General features: G+C 66.5%; 17 protein-coding genes. 9 read left to right on the top strand and 8 right to left on the bottom strand.

Annotated features, from left to right (window positions below; translation table 11 throughout):
• Nucleotides 1-68 precede the first annotated feature (68 nt).
• Together AC5RW2_RS02370 and AC5RW2_RS02365 are read left to right on the top strand one after the other, a co-directional pair.
• On the top strand, nt 69-812 hold the full coding sequence (locus AC5RW2_RS02370) for a hypothetical protein (protein WP_494073627.1): 744 nt from the start codon (nt 69-71) through the stop codon (nt 810-812).
• Nucleotides 809-1,744, top strand: a complete 936-nt coding sequence (locus AC5RW2_RS02365; RefSeq protein WP_494073626.1) for a glycosyltransferase family 2 protein — start codon at nt 809-811, stop codon at nt 1,742-1,744. The genes AC5RW2_RS02370 and AC5RW2_RS02365 overlap by 4 nt, the downstream gene beginning before the upstream one ends.
• Here AC5RW2_RS02365 and AC5RW2_RS02360 read toward each other — a convergent pair.
• Nucleotides 1,719-2,801, bottom strand: coding sequence for a sulfotransferase domain-containing protein (locus AC5RW2_RS02360; RefSeq protein WP_494073625.1), 1,083 nt, complete (start codon nt 2,799-2,801; stop codon nt 1,719-1,721). The two genes, AC5RW2_RS02365 and AC5RW2_RS02360, sit on opposite strands and share 26 nt — an antisense overlap.
• A 307-nt stretch (nt 2,802-3,108) precedes the next feature.
• Here AC5RW2_RS02360 and AC5RW2_RS02355 point away from each other — a divergent pair, with 307 nt between their 5' ends.
• The 5 genes from AC5RW2_RS02355 to cysC all read left to right on the top strand — a co-directional run bounded on the left by AC5RW2_RS02355 (nt 3,109) and on the right by cysC (nt 9,913).
• On the top strand, nt 3,109-4,767 hold the full coding sequence (locus AC5RW2_RS02355) for a P-loop NTPase family protein (protein ID WP_494073624.1): 1,659 nt from the start codon (nt 3,109-3,111) through the stop codon (nt 4,765-4,767).
• A gap of 15 nt (nt 4,768-4,782) precedes the next feature.
• Nucleotides 4,783-6,426, top strand: a complete 1,644-nt coding sequence (locus AC5RW2_RS02350; protein WP_494073623.1) for a lipopolysaccharide biosynthesis protein — start codon at nt 4,783-4,785, stop codon at nt 6,424-6,426.
• Nucleotides 6,427-6,652: 226 nt separating this feature from the next.
• Entirely contained in the window at nt 6,653-7,483 is an 831-nt protein-coding gene (locus AC5RW2_RS02345; protein ID WP_494073622.1) for a glycoside hydrolase family 26 protein, read from the top strand.
• A 151-nt stretch (nt 7,484-7,634) separates the two neighbouring features.
• Nucleotides 7,635-8,597 carry a sulfite exporter TauE/SafE family protein gene (locus tag AC5RW2_RS02340; protein ID WP_494073621.1) on the top strand — a complete coding sequence of 321 codons (963 nt, stop codon included), beginning with the start codon at nt 7,635-7,637 and terminating at the stop codon, nt 8,595-8,597.
• A complete protein-coding gene (gene cysC / locus AC5RW2_RS02335; protein WP_494073620.1) occupies nt 8,594-9,913 on the top strand; it encodes an adenylyl-sulfate kinase in 1,320 nt (439 codons plus the stop codon). The genes AC5RW2_RS02340 and cysC overlap by 4 nt, the downstream gene beginning before the upstream one ends.
• Before the next feature lie 102 nt (nt 9,914-10,015).
• On the opposite strand, the gene cysN is transcribed toward cysC, so the two are convergent.
• The 7 genes from cysN to AC5RW2_RS02300 all read right to left on the bottom strand — a co-directional run bounded on the left by cysN (nt 10,016) and on the right by AC5RW2_RS02300 (nt 21,294).
• On the bottom strand, nt 10,016-11,266 hold the full coding sequence (gene cysN, locus AC5RW2_RS02330; RefSeq protein WP_494001396.1) for a sulfate adenylyltransferase subunit CysN: 1,251 nt from the start codon (nt 11,264-11,266) through the stop codon (nt 10,016-10,018).
• Nucleotides 11,266-12,186 carry a sulfate adenylyltransferase subunit CysD gene (gene cysD, locus AC5RW2_RS02325; RefSeq protein ID WP_494001397.1) on the bottom strand — a complete coding sequence of 307 codons (921 nt, stop codon included), beginning with the start codon at nt 12,184-12,186 and terminating at the stop codon, nt 11,266-11,268. Before cysD ends, cysN begins: the two co-directional genes overlap by 1 nt.
• 43 nt (nt 12,187-12,229) lie before the next feature.
• Nucleotides 12,230-13,039 (bottom strand): 3'(2'),5'-bisphosphate nucleotidase CysQ, encoded by an 810-nt coding sequence (locus AC5RW2_RS02320; protein WP_494073619.1) that lies wholly within the window; start codon nt 13,037-13,039, stop codon nt 12,230-12,232.
• 73 nt (nt 13,040-13,112) lie between these two features.
• Complete coding sequence (locus tag AC5RW2_RS02315) at nt 13,113-14,675, bottom strand: sugar transferase (protein ID WP_494073618.1); 1,563 nt, start codon at nt 14,673-14,675, stop codon at nt 13,113-13,115.
• A 124-nt stretch (nt 14,676-14,799) separates the two neighbouring features.
• Nucleotides 14,800-15,585, bottom strand: a complete 786-nt coding sequence (locus AC5RW2_RS02310) for a PglD-related sugar-binding protein (RefSeq protein ID WP_494073617.1) — start codon at nt 15,583-15,585, stop codon at nt 14,800-14,802.
• A gap of 364 nt (nt 15,586-15,949) precedes the next feature.
• On the bottom strand, nt 15,950-18,577 hold the full coding sequence (locus AC5RW2_RS02305) for a LuxR C-terminal-related transcriptional regulator (protein WP_494073616.1): 2,628 nt from the start codon (nt 18,575-18,577) through the stop codon (nt 15,950-15,952).
• Nucleotides 18,574-21,294 carry a helix-turn-helix transcriptional regulator gene (locus AC5RW2_RS02300; protein WP_494073615.1) on the bottom strand — a complete coding sequence of 907 codons (2,721 nt, stop codon included), beginning with the start codon at nt 21,292-21,294 and terminating at the stop codon, nt 18,574-18,576. Before AC5RW2_RS02300 ends, AC5RW2_RS02305 begins: the two co-directional genes overlap by 4 nt.
• A 458-nt stretch (nt 21,295-21,752) precedes the next feature.
• Between AC5RW2_RS02300 and pssD the strand changes: the two genes are divergently transcribed.
• Together pssD and AC5RW2_RS02290 are read left to right on the top strand one after the other, a co-directional pair.
• Nucleotides 21,753-22,202, top strand: a complete 450-nt coding sequence (gene pssD, locus AC5RW2_RS02295) for a PssD/Cps14F family polysaccharide biosynthesis glycosyltransferase (protein WP_494001403.1) — start codon at nt 21,753-21,755, stop codon at nt 22,200-22,202.
• Entirely contained in the window at nt 22,199-22,825 is a 627-nt protein-coding gene (locus AC5RW2_RS02290) for a glycosyltransferase (RefSeq protein WP_494073614.1), read from the top strand. The genes pssD and AC5RW2_RS02290 overlap by 4 nt, the downstream gene beginning before the upstream one ends.
• The last annotated feature ends 556 nt before the right edge of the window (nt 22,826-23,381 follow it).

Below are 23,381 nucleotides of genomic sequence, written 5' to 3'. Positions count from 1 at the left end.
GACACCCGCACCGGCAGGCACAGCTCCGGCCCCCGGACCGCGGACATGGACTGAGGTATCGCGGCCTGATGCGCGACAATTGGCGGACCGGCTGCGCCGTTATTGCGGCCATGCTGGCCGCCGGGCTGGGACTACATGTCGCCAAGGAACCCGAATACACCGCCCGCACCGACGTGGTGGTCGTGGCGGTGTCGGACCTGGCCCTCAGCGACGCCCTGGTCGTGGATGTTTCCATCGACTCCGCCGTCCAGTTGTTGCTCTCTGACCGGGTCTTGGGGCAGACTGCGCGCGGCTTGGACTACCCGGGCGGTACTGCCGGGCTGTTGGACGACGTCACGGTTTTGCCCGTGGTCAACTCGCGGATCCTGCAGCTCTACGTCTCAGCGCCCGAGGCGCGGACGGCGTACAGGGCCGTCGCCGCCCTGGCCGAAAACTTTCTTGAGGTCCGCAGCGAATCGCTCGCGGCGACCACCCGGGACCGGGCGGAAACGATCGCCGCCCAGAAACGGGTCATCGAGCGCAGCATGCACGACCGGTCGAGCACGGCCCCTGCGAACACTGCCGTGGGAGTCGATACGCTCAGCCGCCAACACGCGCAGCTTGAGGCAGAACTGACGGCGCTAAGCGTCCACGACCCGGAACCCGGCTACATCTCCCGGCCGGCCGTGCTGCCCGACCGCAGCAAGCGCGCCGGGCTCCCCACCGCGATCGGGTCCAGCTTGGCGGCCGGGCTGGCCTTGGCCGCGGCCGTGGCTGCACGCAGCCAGCGCAGGCACGAACAAAGGTTTCCACACGAGGGAAGGACGTCATGAACACACCTACGGGGCTGGAGCTCGATGCAGCCGTCGACGTCGTCATAGCCACGCACAACCGGCCCGAACTGCTCCGCCAAGCGATCGGCAGCGTCATGGCCCAGGATTATCCAGGCGCCATCCGGGTGACCGTGGTCCACGACCGGTGCGCCGAGGACCCGGCCCTGGCCAGAACCGAACCCCGTCGCCAAGTCCGGGTGATGTCAAACCGGCGCACTCCCGGCTTGGCCGGCTCGCGCAACACCGGCCTGCTCGCCGCCGACGCACCGCTGGTGGCGTTTTGCGACGACGACGATGCCTGGCGTCCGGAGAAACTGAGGCGGCAGGTGCAGACCATGGTCGACCGGGCCGCCACCGCCTGCGTCACGGGCATCGAAGTCCACTACGGGGAGAAACGGTTGGTCCGCATCCCCAACGTCCGCGAGATCACGGCCGGGCAGCTCACCGGCAGCAGGTTGACCGGGGCGCACCCGTCGACCTATCTCCTGCTGCGCGAGCACCTGCTCGAGAGAGTCGGGTTGGTGGACGAGGATCTGCCCTACGGCTACGGCGAGGACTATGACTTGCTGCTGCGCGCAGCCCAGCACGGGAAAGTGGCAGTACTCGGGCAGGTGGGGGCCGACGTGCTGTGGCACCCCGACGGTTCGTACTTTTCCCGACGCTGGGACGCGATGGCAGACGGCCTGGAGTATCTGATGGCCAAGCATCCGGCGATCGCGGCAGACCGCCGCGGCCGGGCGTGGATGCAGGGCCAGAGGGCGTTCGCGTTGGCTGCCCAGGGGAACAGCAGGGAGGCCGTGCGCACGGCGGCCGGGTCGTTGGCCGGCAGCCTGCTGGAGCCGCGGGCCTACCTTGCGCTGGCGCTGGTGCTGAAGCTGGTCAAGGCGCCGGTGGTGGTCCGGGCACTCAACGCCCGCGGCCGCGGAATCTGAGCTTCGCTCCGATGCGCGCCGCGGCATAGGCGGCGCGCAGCGGGGCGCTGAGCACGGCGGCGATCCGCCGGTCCCGCACCGGCATCTGCCGCCGCCAAGCCTCATCCAAACGGATGGGCAGCGCGCCTGTGCGGAACCGCATCGGGTTGCCGGCCACGGTGTGATGGGCAGCGAGTTGCACTTCCGCGGGGCTGATGTGTTCCATCGCCGCACCGGCGTTCACGCCGGCAAATCGGAGGACATCGTGGACTGTTTCGCGTGGCCTGGCCATGAAATCCTCATAGTGCACGGTCATGACCGGTACGCGCAGCAGGGTCAGGGCGTGGAAGAGGACTCCATACAGGGTCCAGCGGGTGACCGCGGCAGCGGTCGAGTACCGGGGCATCAGCGCCTCCGCGCCCGTGCTCTCGGGACGCCTCACAACTTTGGCCCATGAGTACGCCACCCCGCGCGGGTCCCGGACCACCAGCACGCATCGAAGCCGCACGTTGGCCGCACGAAGCAAGTATGCGTACGCGGGATGTTTGCTGGAGTCGATGATGAGACCGGCACCGCTGACCTGGGCAATCGCCCCGTACAGGGAGTCGAGCCGGTGCAGGAGGCGCTCCCGGGGCTTCCTGCGGCCCGGCAGCGGCAGCCCGGACGCCAGCTCCGGCAGGAAGCGGTTCCGCACGACCGCGAGGCGGTCTTGGATCGCCTGGACGGAATCCACCCGCGGCCAGCCGCCGTAAGCAGCCTCGCCAACCTGCTGCCAGAAACCGCACTGGCTGAACGGCAGGCCGCAGCCACAGAGCTCGTCGTCGCGCAGCCCCCGTTCCCACAGATGAAGCACTTCGCCCACGCCGACGGCGTCGGGGCATTCTGCCAGGCAACGTTCCAACAGCGTGGACCCGCTGCGGCCGAATCCACCGAGCATCAGGACCGCCGGATGTTGCCGCCCTTGCAGCGCGCCGCCGTGCTCCCCCCGCTTGGTGAGTGGCGCCACGCGGCGCGCGCCGCTGTCCTCCCGCTTTGCCGCATCCACCCGCGGCTTTACAGCCGGCCGAGCGCTTGACATGTTGATACCCATCACGACTCCCCATGGCTGGAAGCCGTTCCCCGCGGCACGGCAATTGTGCCGGCCGTTCGCCCCCAGATTTGCCAATAATCACGGCGGCATTGATTCCTGTCAAGGATTTCGGGGAAAGCATTGGCGCTATTGATGAAAGCGTTAATTTTTGCCCCAGCAGGCTATTCCACACGTTGTGGTTCTGTGCAAGACTGGGCACCACGCACCGCTTGGGGCATGAGGCGGGCGTTTTTGGGGAAAACTTTTGGGGGACGCCGGAGGCGGAAGCCGGCCGGCAAAAGTTGGGGGTTTAATCATGGACGATTCATCGGCGCGCCCAGCATTCTTTGGCCGTGCCATGCGCCGGCATTGGCTGTTGCTGCTGGCCGTGGTGCTGCTGGGGGTACTTGGCGCCGGAGCCTATGTTGCGGGCAGCGTGCCCAAGTATTCGTCGACCAGCGTTGTCTTCTTGGAACCGTTGTCGGGCAATCCCTTCTCGCCGGCGACGCCGCCGACGCGAAACGAGCAGCTCGCCGCGTTAACCACCGAGGCCGGGCTGGTCCACACGCAGGCAGTGATCGAACTTGCGAGGGAATCGGTCTCAGATGCGCTCGGCGAAGATGCCGGGCAGCTCATCGCCACGGAGGTGCCGTCCAACTCCCAGGTAGTGCACATCACCTACACCGCTGATTCACCGGCCCAGGCCCAGTCCGTGGCCGGGGCGCTGGCCGAGGCCTACCTGCAGTACCGCAGCGAGCGGGCCGCCGACGTACTGGAGGCCCGATCGGCGATGCACGATGAGCAGATCGCGTCCGCGACGCAGCTGCTGGACCAGGCGTCCGCCGCGCTAAACGAGGCGCGGGCCGCGGAAAAACCAGACCAGGCGGCCGTACTGGACCTCGAGCAGCAGGTCTCCCTGTACGCCAACCAGCTTGCGGAAATAAGGCTGGAGGCTTCGGACGCGGAGGCAGGATCCTTGGATCCCGGAGACATCATCGATCCGGCCAGCCTCCCCACCGTCCCTGACGGCGTGGACCCGCTGCTGATTGCCGGGGGGATAGTCCTTGTGGTTGTGGCAGTGGGCGTCGGGCTGGCCCTCTTGCGCGAGCATCTGCATCAGCGGATTCTTGACGGACCGGATCTTGTTGCCGCAGGAGCAGGTCCGGTGCTCGGCACGGTGGAAGCGCTCGCGGCAGGGGGGAACGCGGAGACCGCCTTGGACGACTATCGCCGGCTTAGCAACGCGTTGCAGCGCGTGACGTTCCTGCCGAACAACACTGTCCTGCTTGCCGGTCTTTCACAAGGAACGGCGGCACGGCAGGTGTCCGAAGGGCTGGCGCAGGCGTTCGAGGAAGCCGGTCTCCGCACCGTGGTGGTGATGGCGGACGGCACGGCGCCGCTTGATCGCAAGGCGTCCGCCCCCGGGCAGGACGGTGCAGCGGCCAGGGATGGCTTGAGCGAGCTTTTGAACGGCCAACGTCCGCCGTCGGAAGCCCGAACGCTCCTGGTTCCGGTTTCCGAGCACGTATCGGTGCTGGAAACGGGGCGGGAGCCGCAACGCCTGTCGGCGCTGGTCCAGCACCGCGGCCTGGACACCGTGCTGGCCACCCTGCAAGATGCCTCGGATTTAGTGCTCGTTGTTGGACCTACCGCCGACTCGGCCACTGGCGGCTCGCTGATGCGCGCTTGCCGTGAGGCGGTGTTGGTCGCGGCACAGGGCCGGTCTACAGCCATGGAAGCGTCGGCGGCCCGCGAACTGCTGGGCAATGGTGGTGCCGCCATGCTTGGATCGGTGCTCCTCCGCCGGAGTTCCAGGCGGCGCAGGGCCACGCCGCCCCCGCCCGCGACCCAACGCCAGGAAGCGGCCAGCCTTGAACCGGTCCCGGTAGGGGGACCCGTCGATGGAGGGAGCACCGCCGACGGTCCAGGCTCAACGGGGGTCGACGAGCGCACCCGGCCGCTCTCCCGCAGCTGACCGGTGGCGTCTTCCGTGTTCGCCAAGGGTAACGGGCGCGTCCGGCAGGATGACGACGACGGCCAAGCCGCAGTCCGCCGGATAGCACGCTCCGGCAGTGTGAGCATCCTGGGGAGCGGGATCTCTGCCGGGGCAAACTTCGTGCTCATTGTCCTGGTCTCCCGGCTCTGGGACTTGGAGACTGCCGGTTCCCTGTTCGCCGTGACGTCGCTGTTTTTGATTGCCTTGGCACTGTGCCAACTCGGCGTGGACCAGGGACTCATCCGGTCCATCGCGTGGAACAACGCCCGCTCCGAGAGCAGGCACAACCGCCGGCTGGTTGTGGAAGGCCTGCTGGCCGCCCTGGCCGCCAGCCTGGTCGTGATGGCCGCCGGAATGCTGCTGGCCGGGCCGCTAGGACAGCTGCTCGGAGGCGCGCCGGCGACACGGGACGTGATCGTGGTCTTCGCCGCCGCGCTGCCCATTGGCGCAACGTACGAGCTTTTGCTGGCCGTCTCGCGGGGACTTGCGCACATGCGGCCGACGATCGTCGTCGAGCGTCTGCTGCGCCCCTGCCTGCAGCTTGCCTGCGTCCTGCTGGCAGGCTTATCAGGTGCCGACGCCGTAGGGCTGGCCCTGGCTTGGACGGCGCCCTACCTGCTGGGGCTGGTTCTCGCGGCCGCGGGGCTGCTGCGGATCCTGCGGGCGAATCCGGGCTCGCTCACCGGCACCTCGCCGGCAGCCGTCATCGACTGTCCCAGCAGCGCCAACGCTGCGCGCGCCGCATTTTGGAAGTTCACGATCCCCCGCGGCTTGGCCCGGCTGGCGCAGGTCGGGCTGCAGCGGGCGGACATCGCGCTGGTCACGGTGCTCGCCGGGCCGTCGGCCGCCGCGCTGTACACCGCCGTCACGCGATTCCTGGTGGTGGGCCAGATGGCCACCAGCGCGATGCAACAGGTCAGCGAACCGCAACTTGCGCGGCTCCTCGCGCGCGGGCAGCCGGACCAGGCCAAGATGGTGGCACGGAAGATGACGCTGTGGGCGGTCATGCTGACCTGGCCGGTGTACCTCTTGATCGCTGCCTATGCCGAATGGCTCCTGGAACTGTTGTTCGGTTCGTCCTTCGCCCTCGCTGCCGGAAGCCTGCAACTGCTGGCCTGCGCCATGCTGATTGGCGCGGCCATGGGACCGCTGGACGTGTTGCTGTTGATGGCCGGACGGAGCAGCCTGTCGCTGATCAACGTCGCGCTGGCACTGGCCGCCGATGTGGTGCTCTGCCTGTTGCTGGTCCCGGTGCTTGGCATCTTCGGGGCGGCGGCAGCGTGGGCCTCGGCGATTGTGCTCAAAAATGTCTTGTGCCTGATCCAGGTGCACCGGACACTGCACATTGTGCCGACCTCGCGGGAAGTTGTGGCGATGGCCGCCTTCCTGTTGCTGGTCTTCGGTGCGGCGCCGTGGCTGGCCGCACATGTGCTGGTGTGGCCGCCGGCGGTCCAGGCGGCGGTGCCGGCGGCAGCCGCGGTGCTCTATGCGGCGGCGGTGTGGCGGCGCCGGGCGTCGCTGCTGCGCGGTACGCGGGCGCGGGAAGCTCCGGAGGCCGCCGCCGAACCGACAGGAACCCGAGAGGGCGGCCGGACGCACGCTGTCAGCCCGACTAATGCAACCACCCACCGGGTGTGAAGGCACATGCCCGAGGAGGATGCGGATGAGACGTCGTGTGCTGCTTGTTGCATCAGTTGCTGCCGCGGTGTCCCTCCCCTCGTGCTCGCTGCCATTCCCGCAGGCCGATGGGCGGGCGCAGCCGGCCTGCAACGTCCTGCTTGGCGTGGCCGCCAACCCGCTGCCGGGCCAGGACTGGGATGCCGCCCTGGCCGATTTTGAGGCAGCGGCCGGACGGAACGTGGACGTGGTCCGCTATTACAAGCGAGGCCAGGGGAAGTTGTTTCCCGATGAGATCGAACGCGCACGCAGCAGCGAACCTCATCGAAACAGGATACTTTTCTACAACTGGAAACCGGACGGGCTGACCTGGCGTCAGGTTGCCGACGGCGCCGCCGATCAGTATCTTGTCCGGCTGGCCCGCCATCTGGCCGCGCATGCCAAGCAGCCGTTTTTCCTGTCGCTGAACGCGGAGATGGAAGACGAGGTCAACACGGACCCGGATTCCGGTCAGACTGCCGATGATTTCCGCCTGTTTTTTCGCCACGTCGTGTCGACACTGCGGTCCAACGGTGTGGACAACGTGGTGACGGTGATGAACTACACCGGTGCCGAAAAGTGGGCCATGAAAGACTGGTTCGGCGACCTGTACCCAGGTGACGACGTCGTTGATTGGATTGCGCAGGATCCCTATGCCTACCCCGAATCCGGCACCACGGACTTGGCGGGGCTCGTCAACCGCTCGAGTGGCGGGGCCTGGCCGGGTTTCTATGATTGGGCGGTGGCAAACTACCCGGACAAGCCCCAGATGCTCGCCGAATGGGGTGTTGCGGCGGAACTTCCACCAGCCGGCGCCAAGGCGGACTTCTTCCAAACCGCCGCCGACGACCTCGCTGCACTGCCACAGTTGCGCGCTTTGGTGTATTGGAACCATTCCGGCCCTGACCAGGAAGACCATTTGGCGGTGGGTGACACCTCCATCGATTCGCGTCCGGAGGACTTGGCCGCTTTCCGCGAATTCATCGAAGACGGCGCACTGAATTCCCCTTCTGCATGCCGACTGGCGCACGAACAATGAGCCAGCGGGTGCGCCGCGCCGGCGAAAACAATGGGACGCACCCGCATTCCAGAGAGAATTCTCCTGCGCGCGGGGCCGGGTCGCTTATTCCAGTAGCAGCACGGAAAAATACTCTATTTCCCCGGCGGCAGGTCTGCCAGAATATCGTTTCATGGACATGACTATCGGCTTCGCCGCGTTCGGCATCGGCATCGTTGTCGGGCTGACCGGCATGGGCGGCGGCGCTTTGATGACACCGATGCTGGTGCTCTTCTTCAACGTCCCGCCGCTGACGGCCGTCTCCAGTGACCTCCTGGCCAGCGCAGTCATGAAACCGGTTGGATCGGCGGTTCACCTGCGGCGGAAGACCGTGAACCTGCAGCTGGTTAAGTGGTTGGCTATCGGGGCCGTGCCATCGGCTTTCTGCGGGGTCCTGATACTCAAGGCGCTCGGCGACGACGCCCGGGTCCAAGACGGAATCAAACTCGCCTTGGGCTGCGCCCTGATGCTCACCGCCGTGCTCTTGGTCGTCCGTGCCTACATCCGGTTGGTCGAACGAGCGAAGTCACGCGACGGGCTGGGCGCGAAGCTGCCGCTGGATAGACCGGAAGTAGCCGCCCGGATCCTGCCGACGGTGCTGCTCGGCGTCGTCGGCGGCATGATCGTCGGCCTGACATCCGTCGGGTCAGGTTCGATCATCATCATCGGTCTCATGATGATCTATCCGGGACTCAAGGCTTCCCAGCTGGTGGGCACGGATTTGGTGCAAGCCGTGCCGCTTGTCGTGGCCGCTGCCATCGGTCATATGCTGTTCGGTTCGCTGGACCTGGGAATTGCCCTGCCACTGATTCTGGGCAGTATTCCGGGCGTCTGGGTCGGAGCCCAGATGTCGTCCCGGCTCAGCGGTGGTTTCGTCAGGCGGGCGCTGGCCTTCGTCCTCCTGGCCTCCTCGCTGAAAATGCTGGGTGTCGACAACACCACGACGGGGATAATCCTGGTCGTGGTGTTGCTGGTGGCACCGCTGGTCTGGATGTACATCCGCCGGCGCCGGGGCTTCCCCGCCCTGGCCTGGACCGAGAAGCACGAACGGGTCCGCACAGCGGCTGGCCAACCGGCGTCGGAGGTGGCGCAATGAGTGACTGGTCCGCTTCCTTGCACGAGCCGGTGTTCGCGCTGTCCGGCGCCAGGCTTGACGAGCTGGAGTTGCTCACGGGCGGCCTGTACGCGCCAGCGGACGGCTACTGCCGGCCGGGCGACAAACCGGACGGCTGGCCACACGAGTTCACGCTGCCCGTGCCGCCCGATGTCGCCCGGCGAGGCGCCGCCCAGGGTGCCCTCCTCCTGTCTGATCCGGAAGGCACGCCGCTTGCCCGGCTCGCGGTCGCTGAACGCGGCAACCGCGGAGAGCCAGACAACCGGGAGGCGGCGGCAGGCACGGGCGGCAACGGTGCCGTTTATGTGAGCGGCACCCTGGAGCCGTTACAACCGGCAGAGCACCCTCCGGCGCGGAGACTTCGCCTGACCGCTCCCCTGTCGGAGGCGGACGGCCCGTGCCTTGTCGCAGCCTTCGCCGTACCGCCGGAACCCGCACAGATCGCCGAAGCGGTGGCCGCCGCCTCCGAAGCCGGTCGGCGCCTGTTGCTGACCGCCGTCGTGAGCAGTTCCGCCTCCGCCACCCGGGACCTCGGGAGGCTGCTGGACGCCCTGGACCGCTGCGCCCATCGGGTTTCCGGCGCCTTGGTGCGTCTGCTGGTCATACCGGATGCCCAGGACCATTGCCTGCTGCGAAGCCATGCGCTGGAGCGGCTTGGCGCCGCGGCTGTCCTGGATTTCACGGCGGCTGATGCGTCCGGCGCCTCCCCTTCGCCACCCGCCGCCCCCGCCGCCGGAGCGCGGCGGGAGGGCCTGGTCGTGCTGTTTACAGGGCTTTCCGGCTCCGGCAAGTCGACCTTGGCCCGCCGGTTCACGGAACGCTTGCAGGATTTGGACGGCCGCGAGGCCATCCTGCTGGACGGCGACGAAATGCGCCGCATGCTGTCGGCGGGGCTGGGCTTCTCGCCGGCCGATCGTGAGCTGAACGTCCGTCGAATCGGTTGGGTGGCGGCACAGATTTCACGGGCCGGGGGCATAGCGGTCTGCGCACCGATTGCACCCTTCGAAGCCACACGCCGGGAGGTTGCGGCAATGGCCCGGGAGGCGGGCGGTTACCTTCTGGTGCACGTCTCGACCCCCTTGGAGGTCTGCGAGGCCCGCGATCGGAAGGGCCTGTACGCGAAGGCTAGGGCGGGCCTCATTCCAGACTTCACCGGCATCGGTTCACCCTACGAAACGCCGCAGGACGCCGATTGCGTGGTCGACACTTCCCGGGTGGACATCGAGGAGGCTGTTGCGGAGCTCCTCAGCCTGGTGGGAGCGGCGCAGACGCCGCTTACTGCCGCGGCCAACCGCTAGGCGAGCCAGGGGAACCGGCTGTCCCTCACGTTCCAACCACCCTGCATAACAGCCCTGCCCGTGGCGTGGATCCACGGGCAGGGCTGTTATGCAGAGGCAGTATCAGGCCGTGGCGACGATCATTCCGGCCCCCACCGTCGCATTTGTAGCCTCGTCTATCAAGATGAAACCGCCGGTCTGCCTGTTCCTCCTGTACTCGTCGGCGAGCAACGGTGACGTGGTGCGCATCCTGATCCGGCCGATCTCGTTGAGGCTGAGCGAGTCCGGGTCGGGCCGGCGATGCAGGCTGTTGATGTCCAGCCCGTACTGCAGGTCCTTAACCAAGGCCCGCGCGCTGCGCGTGGTGTGTTTAACCGCAAGCTTCTGCCCCCGCTGCAGCGGCTTGTCGCTCATCCAGCACACCATCGCGTCGATGTCCTGGGCCACCATCGGCTTGTTGTTCGGCCTGCAAATCATGTCACCGCGGGAGATGTCCAGGTCGTCTTCGAGCCGCACGGTGACCGACATCGGAGCGAAGGCCTCGTCTACCGGTCCGTCCGGGGTATCGATGGCGGAGATCCGCGAAGGCAGGCCGCTGGGCAGGACGATCACCTCGTCGCCGACCTTCATGACGCCCCCGGAGACTTGGCCGGCATAGCCGCGATAGTCGTGGTTGCGGTTCTGGTGCGGCCGGATCACGTACTGCACGGGAAAGCGCACGTCCACGAGGTTGCGGTCGCTCGCAATGTGTACGTTTTCAAGATGGTGCAGCAGCGACGGCCCCTCGTACCACGGCATGTTCTGCGACCGCGAGACCACGTTGTCGCCCTGCAGCGCGGACACCGGGATGATCGAAAGGTCGGTGATTTCCAGCTTGCTGGCAAATCCGCTGAACTCCTCGCGGATCTGGTCAAACACGTCCTGCGACCAGTCGACCAGGTCCATCTTGTTGACCGCCAGCACCAGGTGCGGCACCTGCAGCAGCGACACGAGGAAGGCGTGGCGCCGGCTTTGTTCCACCAAGCCCTTCCGGGCGTCCACGAGGACGATCGCGACGTCCGCCGTGGAGGCGCCGGTAACCATGTTGCGGGTGTACTGCAGATGGCCCGGGGTGTCGGCGATGATGAACTTGCGCTTTGGCGTCGCGAAATACCGGTAGGCGACGTCAATGGTTATCCCTTGTTCCCGTTCGGCGCGCAGCCCATCCGTCAGCAGCGCCAGGTCTGTGTACTCGTCGCCTCGTTCCCGGCTGGTGCGTTCGATGGCTTCCATCTGGTCGCTGAAGATCGATTTTGAGTCGTAGAGCAGGCGTCCGATCAGCGTGCTCTTGCCGTCGTCGACCGAACCTGCGGTGGCGAAACGCAACAGATCCATCAGAAATACCCCTCTTTCTTGCGGTCTTCCATGGCCGCTTCGCTTACTTGGTCGTCCCCACGGGTGGCGCCGCGCTCCGTAACGCGGGTCGCCGCCACCTCGGCGATCACGTCCGCGGCCGTCGTCGCCGTGGAACGGACGGCGGCGGTGAGGGTGGCGTCGCCGACGGTGCGGTACCGCACCGTTTCCCTGAAGGTGCGCTCGTTGCCTCGCGGCTGACAGAAGCGGTGCACCCCGAAGAGCATGCCGTTGCGTTCGAAGACTTCCCGCTCGTGGGCGTAGTAGATCGACGGAACGGTGATCTGCTCGTGCGCGATGTAGCTCCAAATATCGAGTTCGGTCCAGTTCGATATGGGGAACACGCGGATGCTCTCGCCCAGGTGGATGCGGGGGTTGTACAGGCCCCACAATTCCGGACGCTGGTTCTTGGGATCCCACTGGCCGAACTCGTCACGGAAGGAAAAAACCCGTTCCTTGGCCCGGGCCTTTTCCTCGTCACGGCGCGCCCCGCCCATCAGGGCGTTGAAGCCGTATTTTTCGGCAGTCTCCAGCAGCACCGCCGTCTGGATGCGGTTGCGGGACCCGTTGGGTTCCTCCTGCACCAGCCCGCGGTCGATGGCATCCTGCACCGAGCCGACCACCAGGTTCACCCCGAGTTCTTTGACCAAGGAGTCGCGGAACTGCAAGACCTCGTCGAAATTGTGGCCGGTATCGACGTGTACCACCGGAAACGGTATCGGCGCAGGTGCGAAGGCCCTCGCCGCGAGATGCAGCATGACGATCGAGTCCTTGCCGCCGGAGAACATGAGCCCCGGTTTCTCCAGTTCGGCGGCGACTTCACGGATGATGTAGATCGCCTCCGACTCAAGGAGCTTGAGGTGGCTCACGTGATAGCGCGGCCCACTGGTTGTTTCATTCATCTCTTTCTTCCCCCTTTGTTTGTGCCAGCCAGCACGTAACGGCCTATTCCCGGGGCAACCGGCTGAGCCGCTGCAACAGGTCGCCTGCCAGTTCCTGCCGGCAGACCAGCAAATCGGGCAAGTACGCACTCGGTTGGTTGTAGACCAGTGGCGAACCGTCCAGCCTGCTGGCATGCAGGCCACGGCTGCGGGCCACGGCGACCGGAGCCGCTGAATCCCATTCGTACTGACCGCCGCTGTGCAGGTAGGCATCTACCTCGCCGCGGATCACGGCGGCGATCTTGTAGCCGGCAGAGCCCATCGGCAGGACTGCCGCGCCCGTTTCTTCGGCCAGTGCGCCAATGACGGCGGGAGGCCTGGTCCGCGATACCGCGATCCGCAACCGCCGACCCGGCGGGAAGCGGGACGGTTGCAACCGGACCGCGGGGTCGGATGTATCCAGGGTCGTGGAAAGTCCCGGCAGCGCGACGGCCCCAGCCCGCAGGCTGCCCCTGCACCACAGCGCCACGTGGACCGCCCAATCCCGGCGCCCTTCGGAGAATTCGCGGGTGCCATCCAGCGGGTCGATAATCCAGACCCGTTCGGCCCTTAGGCGCGCCGGGTCATCCTCGCCCTCCTCCGACAGCACCAGGTCCTCCGGCCGAGACCGCCGCAGCGCTGCGACCAGCAGTTCATGCGAGCGCGCATCACCTTCTGTTTTCAGCCGGTCGGCTGTCCATCCACCGACCGCGGCGTCCCACTGCAACTGCCGCAGCATGGCCCCGGCCCTGCCGGCGAGCTCCGGCGCCAGCGCGGTGTCCGGGACGTGCCGTCCCAAGTCCAGGCGGTTGACCGCCTGTATATCCGCCCCCATCAATTTCCCCTTTCCCTGCTCAATCCCCTTGTTGCTGCCGGTAGCGGGCGCTCGTCGCGTGAACGGCGGGCCCTCAATAAGCGCCGGTTGGATTCACCATCACCTTCAACGTGCGCCACATGATCATGAGGTCCCCGGTCAGCGACCAGTTCTCCACGTAGTAGAGGTCGAGCCTGACGCTTTCGTCCCAACTCAGGTCGGACCGCCCATTGATTTGCCACAGTCCGGTCAGCCCCGGCTTGATGTACAATCGGCGGCCCACGTGCCCCTCGTAGCCGGCCACTTCCGAGGGCAGCGGCGGCCGGGGCCCGACCAGGGACATTTCACCCCGCAGGACATTGAAGAACTGCGGGAGTTCGTCCAGCGAGTACTTGCGCATCCAGGCGCCCACCCTGGTGACACGAGGGTCGGCCCGCAGCTTGAACAGCGGACCGCTGCCTTCGTTCATAGCCTTGAGGGCCTCAAGTTCGGCCTCAGCGTTGGCGGTCATGGACCGGAACTTGAACATCTCAAACGTCTGTCCGTTGCGGCACACCCGGCGTTGCTTGAAAATGACCTTGCCGGGCGAGTCCCAGCGGATCAGGCCGGCGAAGACGGCGAAGGCCGGCAGCAGGGCAAGCAGGGCGGCAGCGGAGACGACGACGTCGACGAACCGCTTGAGCAAGTACCGGTAACCGGAGAACTGCGGCCTTTCGACATGCATCAGCGGCAAGCCCTCCACCGGACGCATCTGGATCCTGGGACCTGCAACGTTGGTCAGCGATAGCGCGACCACCAGCTCGGTGGCGCTCTCCTCCAGCCGCCAGCCGAGTTCCCGGAGGTAGCCGCTGCGCTGCCCCACCTGTCCCGCAACGATGACGGCGTCTGCGCCAAGGATGTCCACGGCCCGCTCAACGTCGTCCAGCCCGGCCACCACGGGGACCTGCCGTGCGGCGAGGGCGTCGCTGTCGGCCGGGACGCCATCCAGCGCTGCCCCCACCACTTGGTACACGGCGCCGGATTTCTTGGCGATCTGGTCTATCACGTAAACGACGTCTTCATAGGCACCGAGGACGACGACCTTCGAGAGGTAGTGTCCGTTCTCCCGCTGCTTCGTCAGCCACCGCCGCCAGCCCCAGCGTCCCGCCAGCAGCGCGACGATGCCGACCGGCACTCCCGCCACGAATGGAGGTGCCAACTCCTCCGCCTGCAGGGCCAAGAGGACGACGGCGAGCATCCCGTAGGCACCGGAGCTTGCCCTGATCACCTTCTTGTACTCGGCGGCCCCGACACCGATCACCCGCAGGTCCCGGGTCCTCCCGACCGCGAGGGCGCAGGCCATGACAGCGCCGGTGACCAGCGCAAGGGCCGCACCGGCCCCGGTTACCCGATCACCAACGAGCAGCAGTGCCACAGCTACCGAGAGCACGAGGATGGCAGTGTCCGTAGCGAGCAATTTGGCCTGGTAGCGGCGGGCCCACGGCTTGGACGTGCGGCCGCGCGCTCCCGGACGTGGAACAGCGGGTTTCAGGAGCGTCGGTATGGAAAGTTTCGGCGCAGCCGGCGTCTCGAACCCGAACGTTTCCGCGGCGACACCCACCAGCGGGGCGACCGTGCGTTGCAGGTAGCTGTCCGTGGACACCTGGGCATCATGCATGGCTAGCGCTTCCCTTCAAGAACCGGAAAGTCCGGCGTAGTGATCGTCGACCTGTGCGAAAAGACCCGGCGGCTGGCATTCGCTGCGCCGGCGGCCTCGGAGACATGCGAGGTCTTCGCCGCCTTCATGGCGTCTTAAGCAGGGCTGCCGCGGCAGCCAGTCGCTCGAAAGCCGAGCGGCCGACGCTTCCCGGCGCGCTCCGGCTGGACGTTAACTCCTGCGATCCCCCGCCAACAGAAAGTTGATTGGGTGCCTGTTGGTCTGCAGAGCCGGCTACGGGCCGTGCCGGCACGCCTGCCCAGCATTCTTCCGGCGGCACGTGTCCCAGGACGGCCGAGCCCATGCCCACCGTCGCGTCCCGGCCGATGCCAACACCGGAGGCGACGCTGCAACACATCTGTAGCCAAGCTCCACGCCCCACCTGCACGTGGTCGGCAAGGGCCGCCCCTGCGCCCACGGTGGCAAATGCGGATACTGCCACATCGTGCGACAGTGACACCCGCGGCATGATGACGACGTGTTCCCCCAGGGTTACTCCCGCGGCCAGGACACTTTCCGCCAGGACAAGGCTGCCGGCACCGACCCGGACACTTGCCGAAAGCGGTGCGCGGAGGCCGACGAATGTCGCGTAGCGTTCCGGCCCGGCTCCGTACTCTGCCAACCGGTCCACCAACTGCCGGCGGATGGCCGGGGATTCGTGGCACACCAAGAGCCTGCAATCCGGGTACCGGTAAACCGCCTCGACGGGCCCAAGGACTTGCACACCATCTACGTAACGTCCATGGACATCCGGGTCCTCATCGAGCACGCCGACTACGTCCCACCCACCTGCAGTGCGCATCGCTGCCAAAACTTCCCTGGCCAGTCCCCCTGCCCCCAGCAGCAGCACACGAGTTACAAAATCCCCCATTGCACATCTCCCCCCAGAAATGCACTTCCCGCTATTGTCCGGCAGCGGATGCCGCAGCCGTCCTTTATACATGTACGGGTTACTTGCCCCCAGCGATCCGTAGACTCCCTGCGTCCTTGCAGGACCGGTGTTTTCCGTACCCTCAGAAGCCTACGGGGGCGCGCCGGAGTGCGTGCGCGTACCGGCTACTGGACTGTCCGGCGCGCTACTCAGGTTTCTACTTCCAATTTTTCGGCGCAGGGGGCACCAGCGGGGTGCGAAGAGGAGGGCTTTGCCGGTTCCGGGACGCCTGATACCCGGACATGGAACGACCACTACCGGCGGCATACTCGCCTCTGGCAGTGGTCGTCTCCACGGGCCGCTCCTACAGGTGTTCGTGCCCCAGCTGCTCCCGGCGGTTGATGCCCAGCTTCTCGAACATGCGGTAGATGTGGCCTTCGACGGTCCGGACCGACAACGAGAGCGCGTCCGCGATCTCCGCATTGCGCTTGCCCGCGATGACCAACGCCGCGATGTCGCGTTCCCGGCGTGTCAGCGACATCGAGGACGGGATCTCCCGGGCGACGGGTGCCGCCTCCTGCCACTGCCCGAGCAGTGCGCTAATGCGTCTTTGCGCAGCCCTGTTGCGTTCCGCCTTGGCAATCCGGAGCGCCTCCGACAAGGTGTGGAGCCCAAGGGAAACCAGCCCTGATGAGTGCACTTCCTCGGCCGTGTGCACTAATTGCTCGATTCCGCCTATATCGGCAGCCTCGCAGTATTGGGCTGCAAACGCCGCCTCCCTTCCCTCAATGGAAGCGGCCAACGAACCGACCTGGCCGATCCTGCCCATGTCCCCCAGCTGAATGGCCAGAAACCTCAAGGCGAGTTCGAGGGAGCTCCACCCCCGATTCCCCGCGGTGTCTGCCAGGGATTGCAGTTCGGACAGCGCCTTGGTGCCGGGAAACTGGAGAAGCCGGGCGGCAGCAGCCAAACCGTCGCTGAAAAGGCCGGATGGAGTAGCGTTTCCGGTCCCGGCCATTGCGTAATCGGACAGGTACTGCCCGGCCGGCTCATCCTGCCCGTTCAACATCGCCACATACGCACCGACAGCGAGCGCCACTGGGCGCAGGCCCAACGGGTCGTGGTGCTCCAGTTCCCCGGCTGCTCCGGCCAGCATACGGTGAGCCTCGGCATAATCGCCCCGGCGCCCGAGGATGATCCCGGCCGCCACATCGACTGCTCCGCCGTAATGGACCAGCTCGTTCGGCCTTACGGCCCGGAATCCATCCACTGCTTCCGCGGCGTCGCCCCAGCGCCCCGCCGTCAGCAGCGCCGCGATATGGCGGGCAACGACAAACGTCCGGCTTGCTACCTGCGGCTCGTGCACTTCCAGCGCCTGCAGGGCCTTGGTCGTTTCCGCTGCCGCGTGATCCGCTCGCCCGGTGACCGTATACACCTGTGCCAACAGCGCGCGCGCCAGCACCAGGCAATCCAGGTCCTGGGCAGATGATGCCTCCGCGACGAGCACCGTCAGGGGCCCGCTCGCCGCCGTGTGTCCGCCGTCGGCAACAAGATGGCGCAATTCAAGCAGCCGGAGGCTCCGGTCCAAAGCCTGGTCCATACCGGGCTTTGACTCGGAATACGTCGGCAAGCCCTTTGCTTCGGCGGCCCAGTCCTCCAGGCTGCGGTGCGTCCAAATATCGGCGGGATACGGCCGTTGTACTGCCAGCAGTGCTGCGTCCCGGGCCTGTTCCGCATTACCGGCCGCCGCGACCAACCCCACGATGAGGGGCCCGGACGTGGGATCGGAAGGGCAAACTGCCCTGGCCCGCTGCAGCTGTGCCGCCCAACGGACCCCACCTGTCGTAACGGCGCCGGCTGACCGTACGGCGAGCCTTGTTTCTCCCGCGTTGTTGGCCGCCGCGGCGGCCTTCACCAGCTCATCATCCGGCAGTTGCACGCCGCTATCGAGCGCCCATTTTGCACGCCGGAACAGCATCTCGCCCGATCCGCTGACCGGCAGGACTTCCTCCAATTTCCGGTACAACCTCAGCCTTCGGAACACCGGCACCAGAGTCGGCAGGGCCTGTGCGTGAACCGGGTTCCGCAACCAGATACGCGGTTCGGGCGGCGGCGAAATCTCGATGAGTCCGTTTTCCATCAGCCGGTCGATGGCCTGCACGTTCCCGCATTCGAACATCACCGTCAGGGGGACTGCCCCGAGCAAAGCCACGAAATCCAATACTTCGCGCTCGTCGGCGCTTAGTTCGCTGAGCTCCCGCTCGATCAGCTCGGAGAGGCGGGCGTCCGCCTCCGGCAGCGCATCCCGCAAGAGCCATACGCCGCGGGTCTGGACCAAGCGCCCGGCCTGCCGGGCCTGCTCCAGCAGGCTTAGCAGGAAGAGCGGGTTACCGCCGCTCGCCCGGGCAAAGATGGCACTGGCGCTGGCCGCGGTTTCCCCGTCCAGGACTTGGTTGCACAGTTGGTGCACCTGCCTCTCACTTAGCGGCTCCAATGACCGGCGGTGCAGCAGCCCCTCGACCGCCTCTCCCAGGATCGTGGGCGGTTCGGCCAGGCTGGGTCGACTGAGCAGCAGCGCCTTGACCTGCATCGAGGCGACCAGCTGGCCAAGAATTTCCGCGCTACCCGCGTCCAGGTCGTGGGCGTCGTCGACCACCAGCAGGGCTGGCTGCAGGCTGGTTGCGTCGGACTGCAGCCGCTCCGTCAGGGTGCGCATGGTGGAAAAATGCGAGCCTAGTTGCTGTGCGGTCAGGTTTGTGAGTAGCGGTGCCAGGGCGCCGTACGCGACCGAGGAAAGGGTCCGGCTCGCGTGTACGCGAAACGGCCGCACGTCGTCCGCCAATTCCTCCAGTACGGCGCTCGCAAGGGCGCTTTTGCCGAGCCCGGATTCAGCGACAATCCAGGCTCCGTTGCCACTGCGGATGTTCTCGGTGACAGCCATGACATCGGCGTCCCGTCCCACCAGCCTGCGTCCTTGAGCTGTATCAGTCATGACGTCGACCCCGCCGCTCCCAGCAAGTCGCGCAAGTCGGCGCGGCCGGAGACATGAAGCCTCGCAAACATCTTGCCCAAGTGCCAGTCAACGGTCCGCGGCGACAAGTGCAGCCTTCGGCCCAGTGCCGCGCTGCTGCTGCCTTCGGCGGCCAGCTGCGCCAAGGTCAGCTCGAAGGGACTTAGGGACGCCAGCATCGCAACGATGGTGCTGTTGTCCCGGAGCATGCGGTACCCCGCGTTTTCCATGGCGCGCGCCTTGCGGGCCGCCGCGCGGTCACCTCCGGTGACCGCGGCGCTTTGGGCGGCTCGCGCAGCGTCGTAGCTGAAAAGGATGTCGCCCAGTGCGGCCGCGCAGTCGGCTGCCTTGAGCAGTATCTCGGGGTCCTGGGACATCAGGCCCGCGCTGTACTCACTGCAGAGCCGTGCGGCTTCGCCGTCACAGACGGCGGCCGATGCCTGTAGCTTCCGTGCATAGGACCTGCCGCCGACCCGCGCCGCTGCCGCATGGAAAATCATGGCCGCGGCAGAATTTCCGGCGGCCAGTTCTTCGGAGCCCGTCTGGTCCAGCGCCGCTGCTGCGTCGTCATCCCGCCGCAGCCGCTGGGACGCGAGGATGCTGAAATATTCCGTGGCGCGCCGCGCCAGCCAGCGGGAACCTGCCGGTGAAGCAGCGGCAGCGGCTAGGTGACGCCGAGTATTCTTCTCATCCGACAGCAGCGAGTAGGCGTAGGCGGCAGCGGCGTTGGCAAGGCCGGCGCCGCCGCTGTTGCCGGCGACCTTCAGTTGGCTGATGGCCGGCAGCAGGGCAGCAAGGGCCTTTTCGGCCCGGCCGGCGCGGGCGTGGACCAGCCCCAAGGCAAGCTCGTTCCCGTTGCTGTACGGGGACGTCCCCCGCTGCGCCGCGGGGGTCTGGCAATAGGCGAGGCACGCATCAAGCTGACCCGCCACGATGAGCGAAGCGACGACCCGAATTCCCACGAAGTTGTGCAGCCCCTTGGGCAAGCGCTGATCGGCCAGCTCCGCAGTCAGCATGTTTCCCAGGCTGAGGGCATCCGTTTGCCGGCCCATGACCGCAAAGGCTTCGCAGAGAAGGGCTCCGGCGCGGAGCCGAATCTGCGGCGGCTTGTCCCAGTCGTCGCGCAGCAGCTTGACCAGCTCGGGGACTTGCCCGTAGCGGCCGTCGGAAGCGGCCTGCTCTGCTTCGATCAGCAGGGATTCGTCCAACGCGGTTTCCAGTATCTCCTTCGTCCGGTCGGCAGCACCGAGTACTTGGCCGCCGTCATCGGCCACCGGTACCGTGCGCAGTTCCGCGCCGAGCCTTTCGCGCAGGTGCTTCAGTTCCTCCAATCCGGCGTCAACGGTTCCGCCCGTGGCCCGGGAAACGGCGAGGCGTTCGCCGGCCAGCGCGACCAGGGCAGCCGCTGATTCCTTGCAGTCCTGCGGACCGGAGGACGCGAGCAGGGCCGCGGCCTGGCCAGATTTTCCCAGCAGGAGCAGGGCCCGGACTTCTTCCCGGAGGCCGGCCGCGCCGCGGTGTTGCCGGCCCAGCGCCCGGACCAACTGCAGGGCCCGTCCCGGCTCCAGTTCGTCGTTGGCGGCAGCAGCAGCCCGCAGGGTTTCTGCCGGACTCAGCGCGGCGCCTCCCTCCAACGCCCAGAGGCCGAGATCCGGCAGGTAGCGATCGGGTACATCCACCGGGTGCAGGACGTGCGCCACCTCATCCCACAGTTCACGCGTCCGGCCGGGTGTGAGTGTGCTCTTAACGACGCCGCCCAGGAAGTGACCGGCCACCCGCACCAGCGGGTCGACGCCCAGGTCGACCGTGATGATACCGCGGCCCTCCAAGTGCTCCAGAGCCAGCGGATCGGCCAACCGCTGCAGAGCCGAGAGCGTAATGCCTCCCGCCAGTGCCAGTTGCTCGACGAGCCGGCGGTGCCCCGGAGGCAGTTGCAGCAGCCGCGGTCGTATCACGTCTGCAATGTCACCGCTGAAAACGAGCGGCTGGGCGAGCACCCATGTCCCGTCCTGCTCGACCAAAGTCCGTGCTGCCACCTGGTCTTGGGCCAAGACCCGCAGGTAGCGCGGATTTCCGCCGGTGTTCCGCCACAGCGATCGTGCAGCGACGGACGATATGTTGCCCCCGAGAATTTCGGTCAGCAGCGCCTCACTGTCTGTCGGGTCCAGCGGCGCCACGTCGAATCGGCGGAGGTCTCCATCGATCCACAGCTGCATAAAGGCGCGGTCGCCGGCGGCAACGCCCTGGCTGGCCACAAAAAGGGTGACGACTCCGGCGCGCGCCAATTGGGTCAGGGCAGCTGAACTGAATGCGTCCAGGTTCTCGGCGTTGTCCACAAGCAGGACAATGCGTTTGCCCTTGGCACGGTGCAGCAGCGTAGCCGCGATTCCCTCGAGCACGAGCGCCGGGTGCTCCAGTCCGTCGTCGCCCACTCCCCCAAGCAGGATTCCCAACGGGGCATAACGGGTGCGCGACGAGACGTGGCTTCCCCGAACAAATTCGAGGTGCGTCTCCGGGCCGAACATTTTTAGCACTTGCTGGGCGATGGTGGATTTCCCCATGCCGGCGGCACCGATGAGCAGCACTCCCTGGTGCCCGGGTTTCAGTACCGCGAAGATGTCCTCTGCAAGGCGGCGGCGCCCCGGCGAAATAGAGTCGGTCAGCGGACCACTAACCGGCCCATTAAATACAGCAGTCATCAGCGTCTCCCCCCAAAGTCGCTCAGGCACGGCGGTAAGTTAAGACGGCCATGCCTTCACACCGGCCGCGGGCCGCGTTCCCCCAAGGTCCGCAAGGCCCGATCCCCAACCGGTGTGGTCCACAGTCTAAAGCCGATTTCACGAGGCGTCTACGCAGGGAGCGCCTCCGTTTGTGCAACATGCAGGTAGCAATGATGCGCCGTGGTCAGGTAATGCCCGTAGCAGTAGCCGTAAAGATGAGTGTCTTACCGCCCTGATCCGGGGACGCAACGTGCTTTCTCGGGCGCATTCTCCGGCAAACCCCGGTAGCGGAAACGGACCAGGCCGGGGCAGCTTCGGGATCCCGGTAAGCACCACTCGTGTATCGGCCGCCACCTGTCAATAGGCTCGCTTTATCACCGCAGAGGTCGGTGATCCGGGGTGCCTTGGGGCGCATCCCGGTAGGGGGAGGACGGCGCATGAAAATCATGTTCGTGACGTCGGCGGGCGGGCATCTGGCCCAGCTGCTGCCGTTGGATAAGTGGTGGAGCCAGCACGCCCGCAGTTGGGTGACGTTCCAGCGGCCCGAGGTCGAGGCTGCTTTGCACAACGAAAACGTCACCTGGTGCTTTTATCCCACCACCAGGAATGTCCGCAATGCCATCAGAAACCTGCTTTTGGCCTGGCCGACGCTCCGCCGGGAGCGCCCCGACGTGGTGGTTTCCGTTGGCGCCGGCGTGAGTGTCCCGTTCTTCCTGGTCGCCCGCCTGCTCGGCATCCACACGGTGTACATAGAGTGCTTTGATCGGATTACCATGCCGACCCTGAGCGGCCGCCTTTGCTACCCTTTGTCCGAGCTCTTCTGCATCCAGTGGGAAGAACAGCGGCGCTTCTACCCCGAAGCCGTGAATATCGGACCGGTACTGTGAACAGCGCGCACCCCGCTCCGCAGGTCGTGGTCTCGTTGGGAACCGACCATCACACGTTCGACCGCTTGGTCGACTGGATCGACGACTGGCTGGCCGGTCTTTCCGATCCACCGTCGTGCCTTGTGCAGCACGGAGCCAGCCGTCCGCCCCGGCACGCAGACGGGGTCACCAGAATGCCGCGCGAGGACTTGCTGGCACTGTATCGAACTGCCACCGTCGTCGTCGTCCAGGGCGGGCCAGGCTCCATCCTCGATGTCCGTGAGGCCGGCCATCTGCCGATCGCGGTGCCCCGGCGGCCGGAACTGCGGGAGGTCGTCGACGGGCACCAGATTGCGTTTACCGAGACGATGGCGCAGCACGGGGACGCGATCCTCGTGCAGGACCAGCGGTCGTTGGCCGCCGAACTCGAGAGGACGCTGCTCGACCCCTCGTCTGTTCGTACGCCGCCGCGCGTTTCTTTGGCAGCCGAGGCTGCCGAACGGCTCGGCGCGGCAGTCGAACAACTGGAACAGACACCCACCGGGCCTATTGCGCTTCGCCGTATCCGGCAGCTTCTGGCGCTGCGGCAGAGGGAAGTCCACACGCACGCGGGGTTAGAAGCTCCCCGCGTCGTTCGAAACTAGGCCTGCGGCAGTCCGGATCGAGCCGGAACCGCCGTAGTCCCGCTAGACGGGGACGAGCCCGCCCTGCGCAGGCGGGCAGAATCCCTGACCGAAGGGTTGCGCTGCGTTAAATGCCCCCGACGCAGCGCAACCCGAGGTTTGCCCGCGGCACGCCTGCATCGGAATGGCCATGAAAAAGGGGCCGACGATGGGATGGGGGTGGCCCAGTCTCGGAGGCCGCCCATCGTCGGCCCCGCTCAGGGAGCCACTCAGGCTGAAACGATTTTATGCACGGTTGGTGCGGGCGTGCCAATCCACGGTTGTGTGACGCCTTGCGCCGGCGCCCAGCCCTCCATCGCGGACCTGCGTTAGGCGGCGACTCAGTTGACCGTCCGCTACGACGATCCCTGTTGCTTCCGCATTGGACCGTCTTTCTTCCCGAGCCCGAATTTCTTCGTTATCCAGCAGAGACCGACGGGGCCTGGGGGGAAGGTTCCGCCTTCGCGGTTCCTCTGGCTTTCGCCAACCCCGCCGGTCGGCTGGATGCGCCCGGGCCCTTCAGCTCCACGCGCACGGT

The organism is Arthrobacter sp. B0316-1-20 (assembly GCF_059091865.1).
The sequence above is the reverse complement of the archived record's forward strand: the minus strand, read 5'-3'. Positions and strand labels throughout refer to the sequence as shown.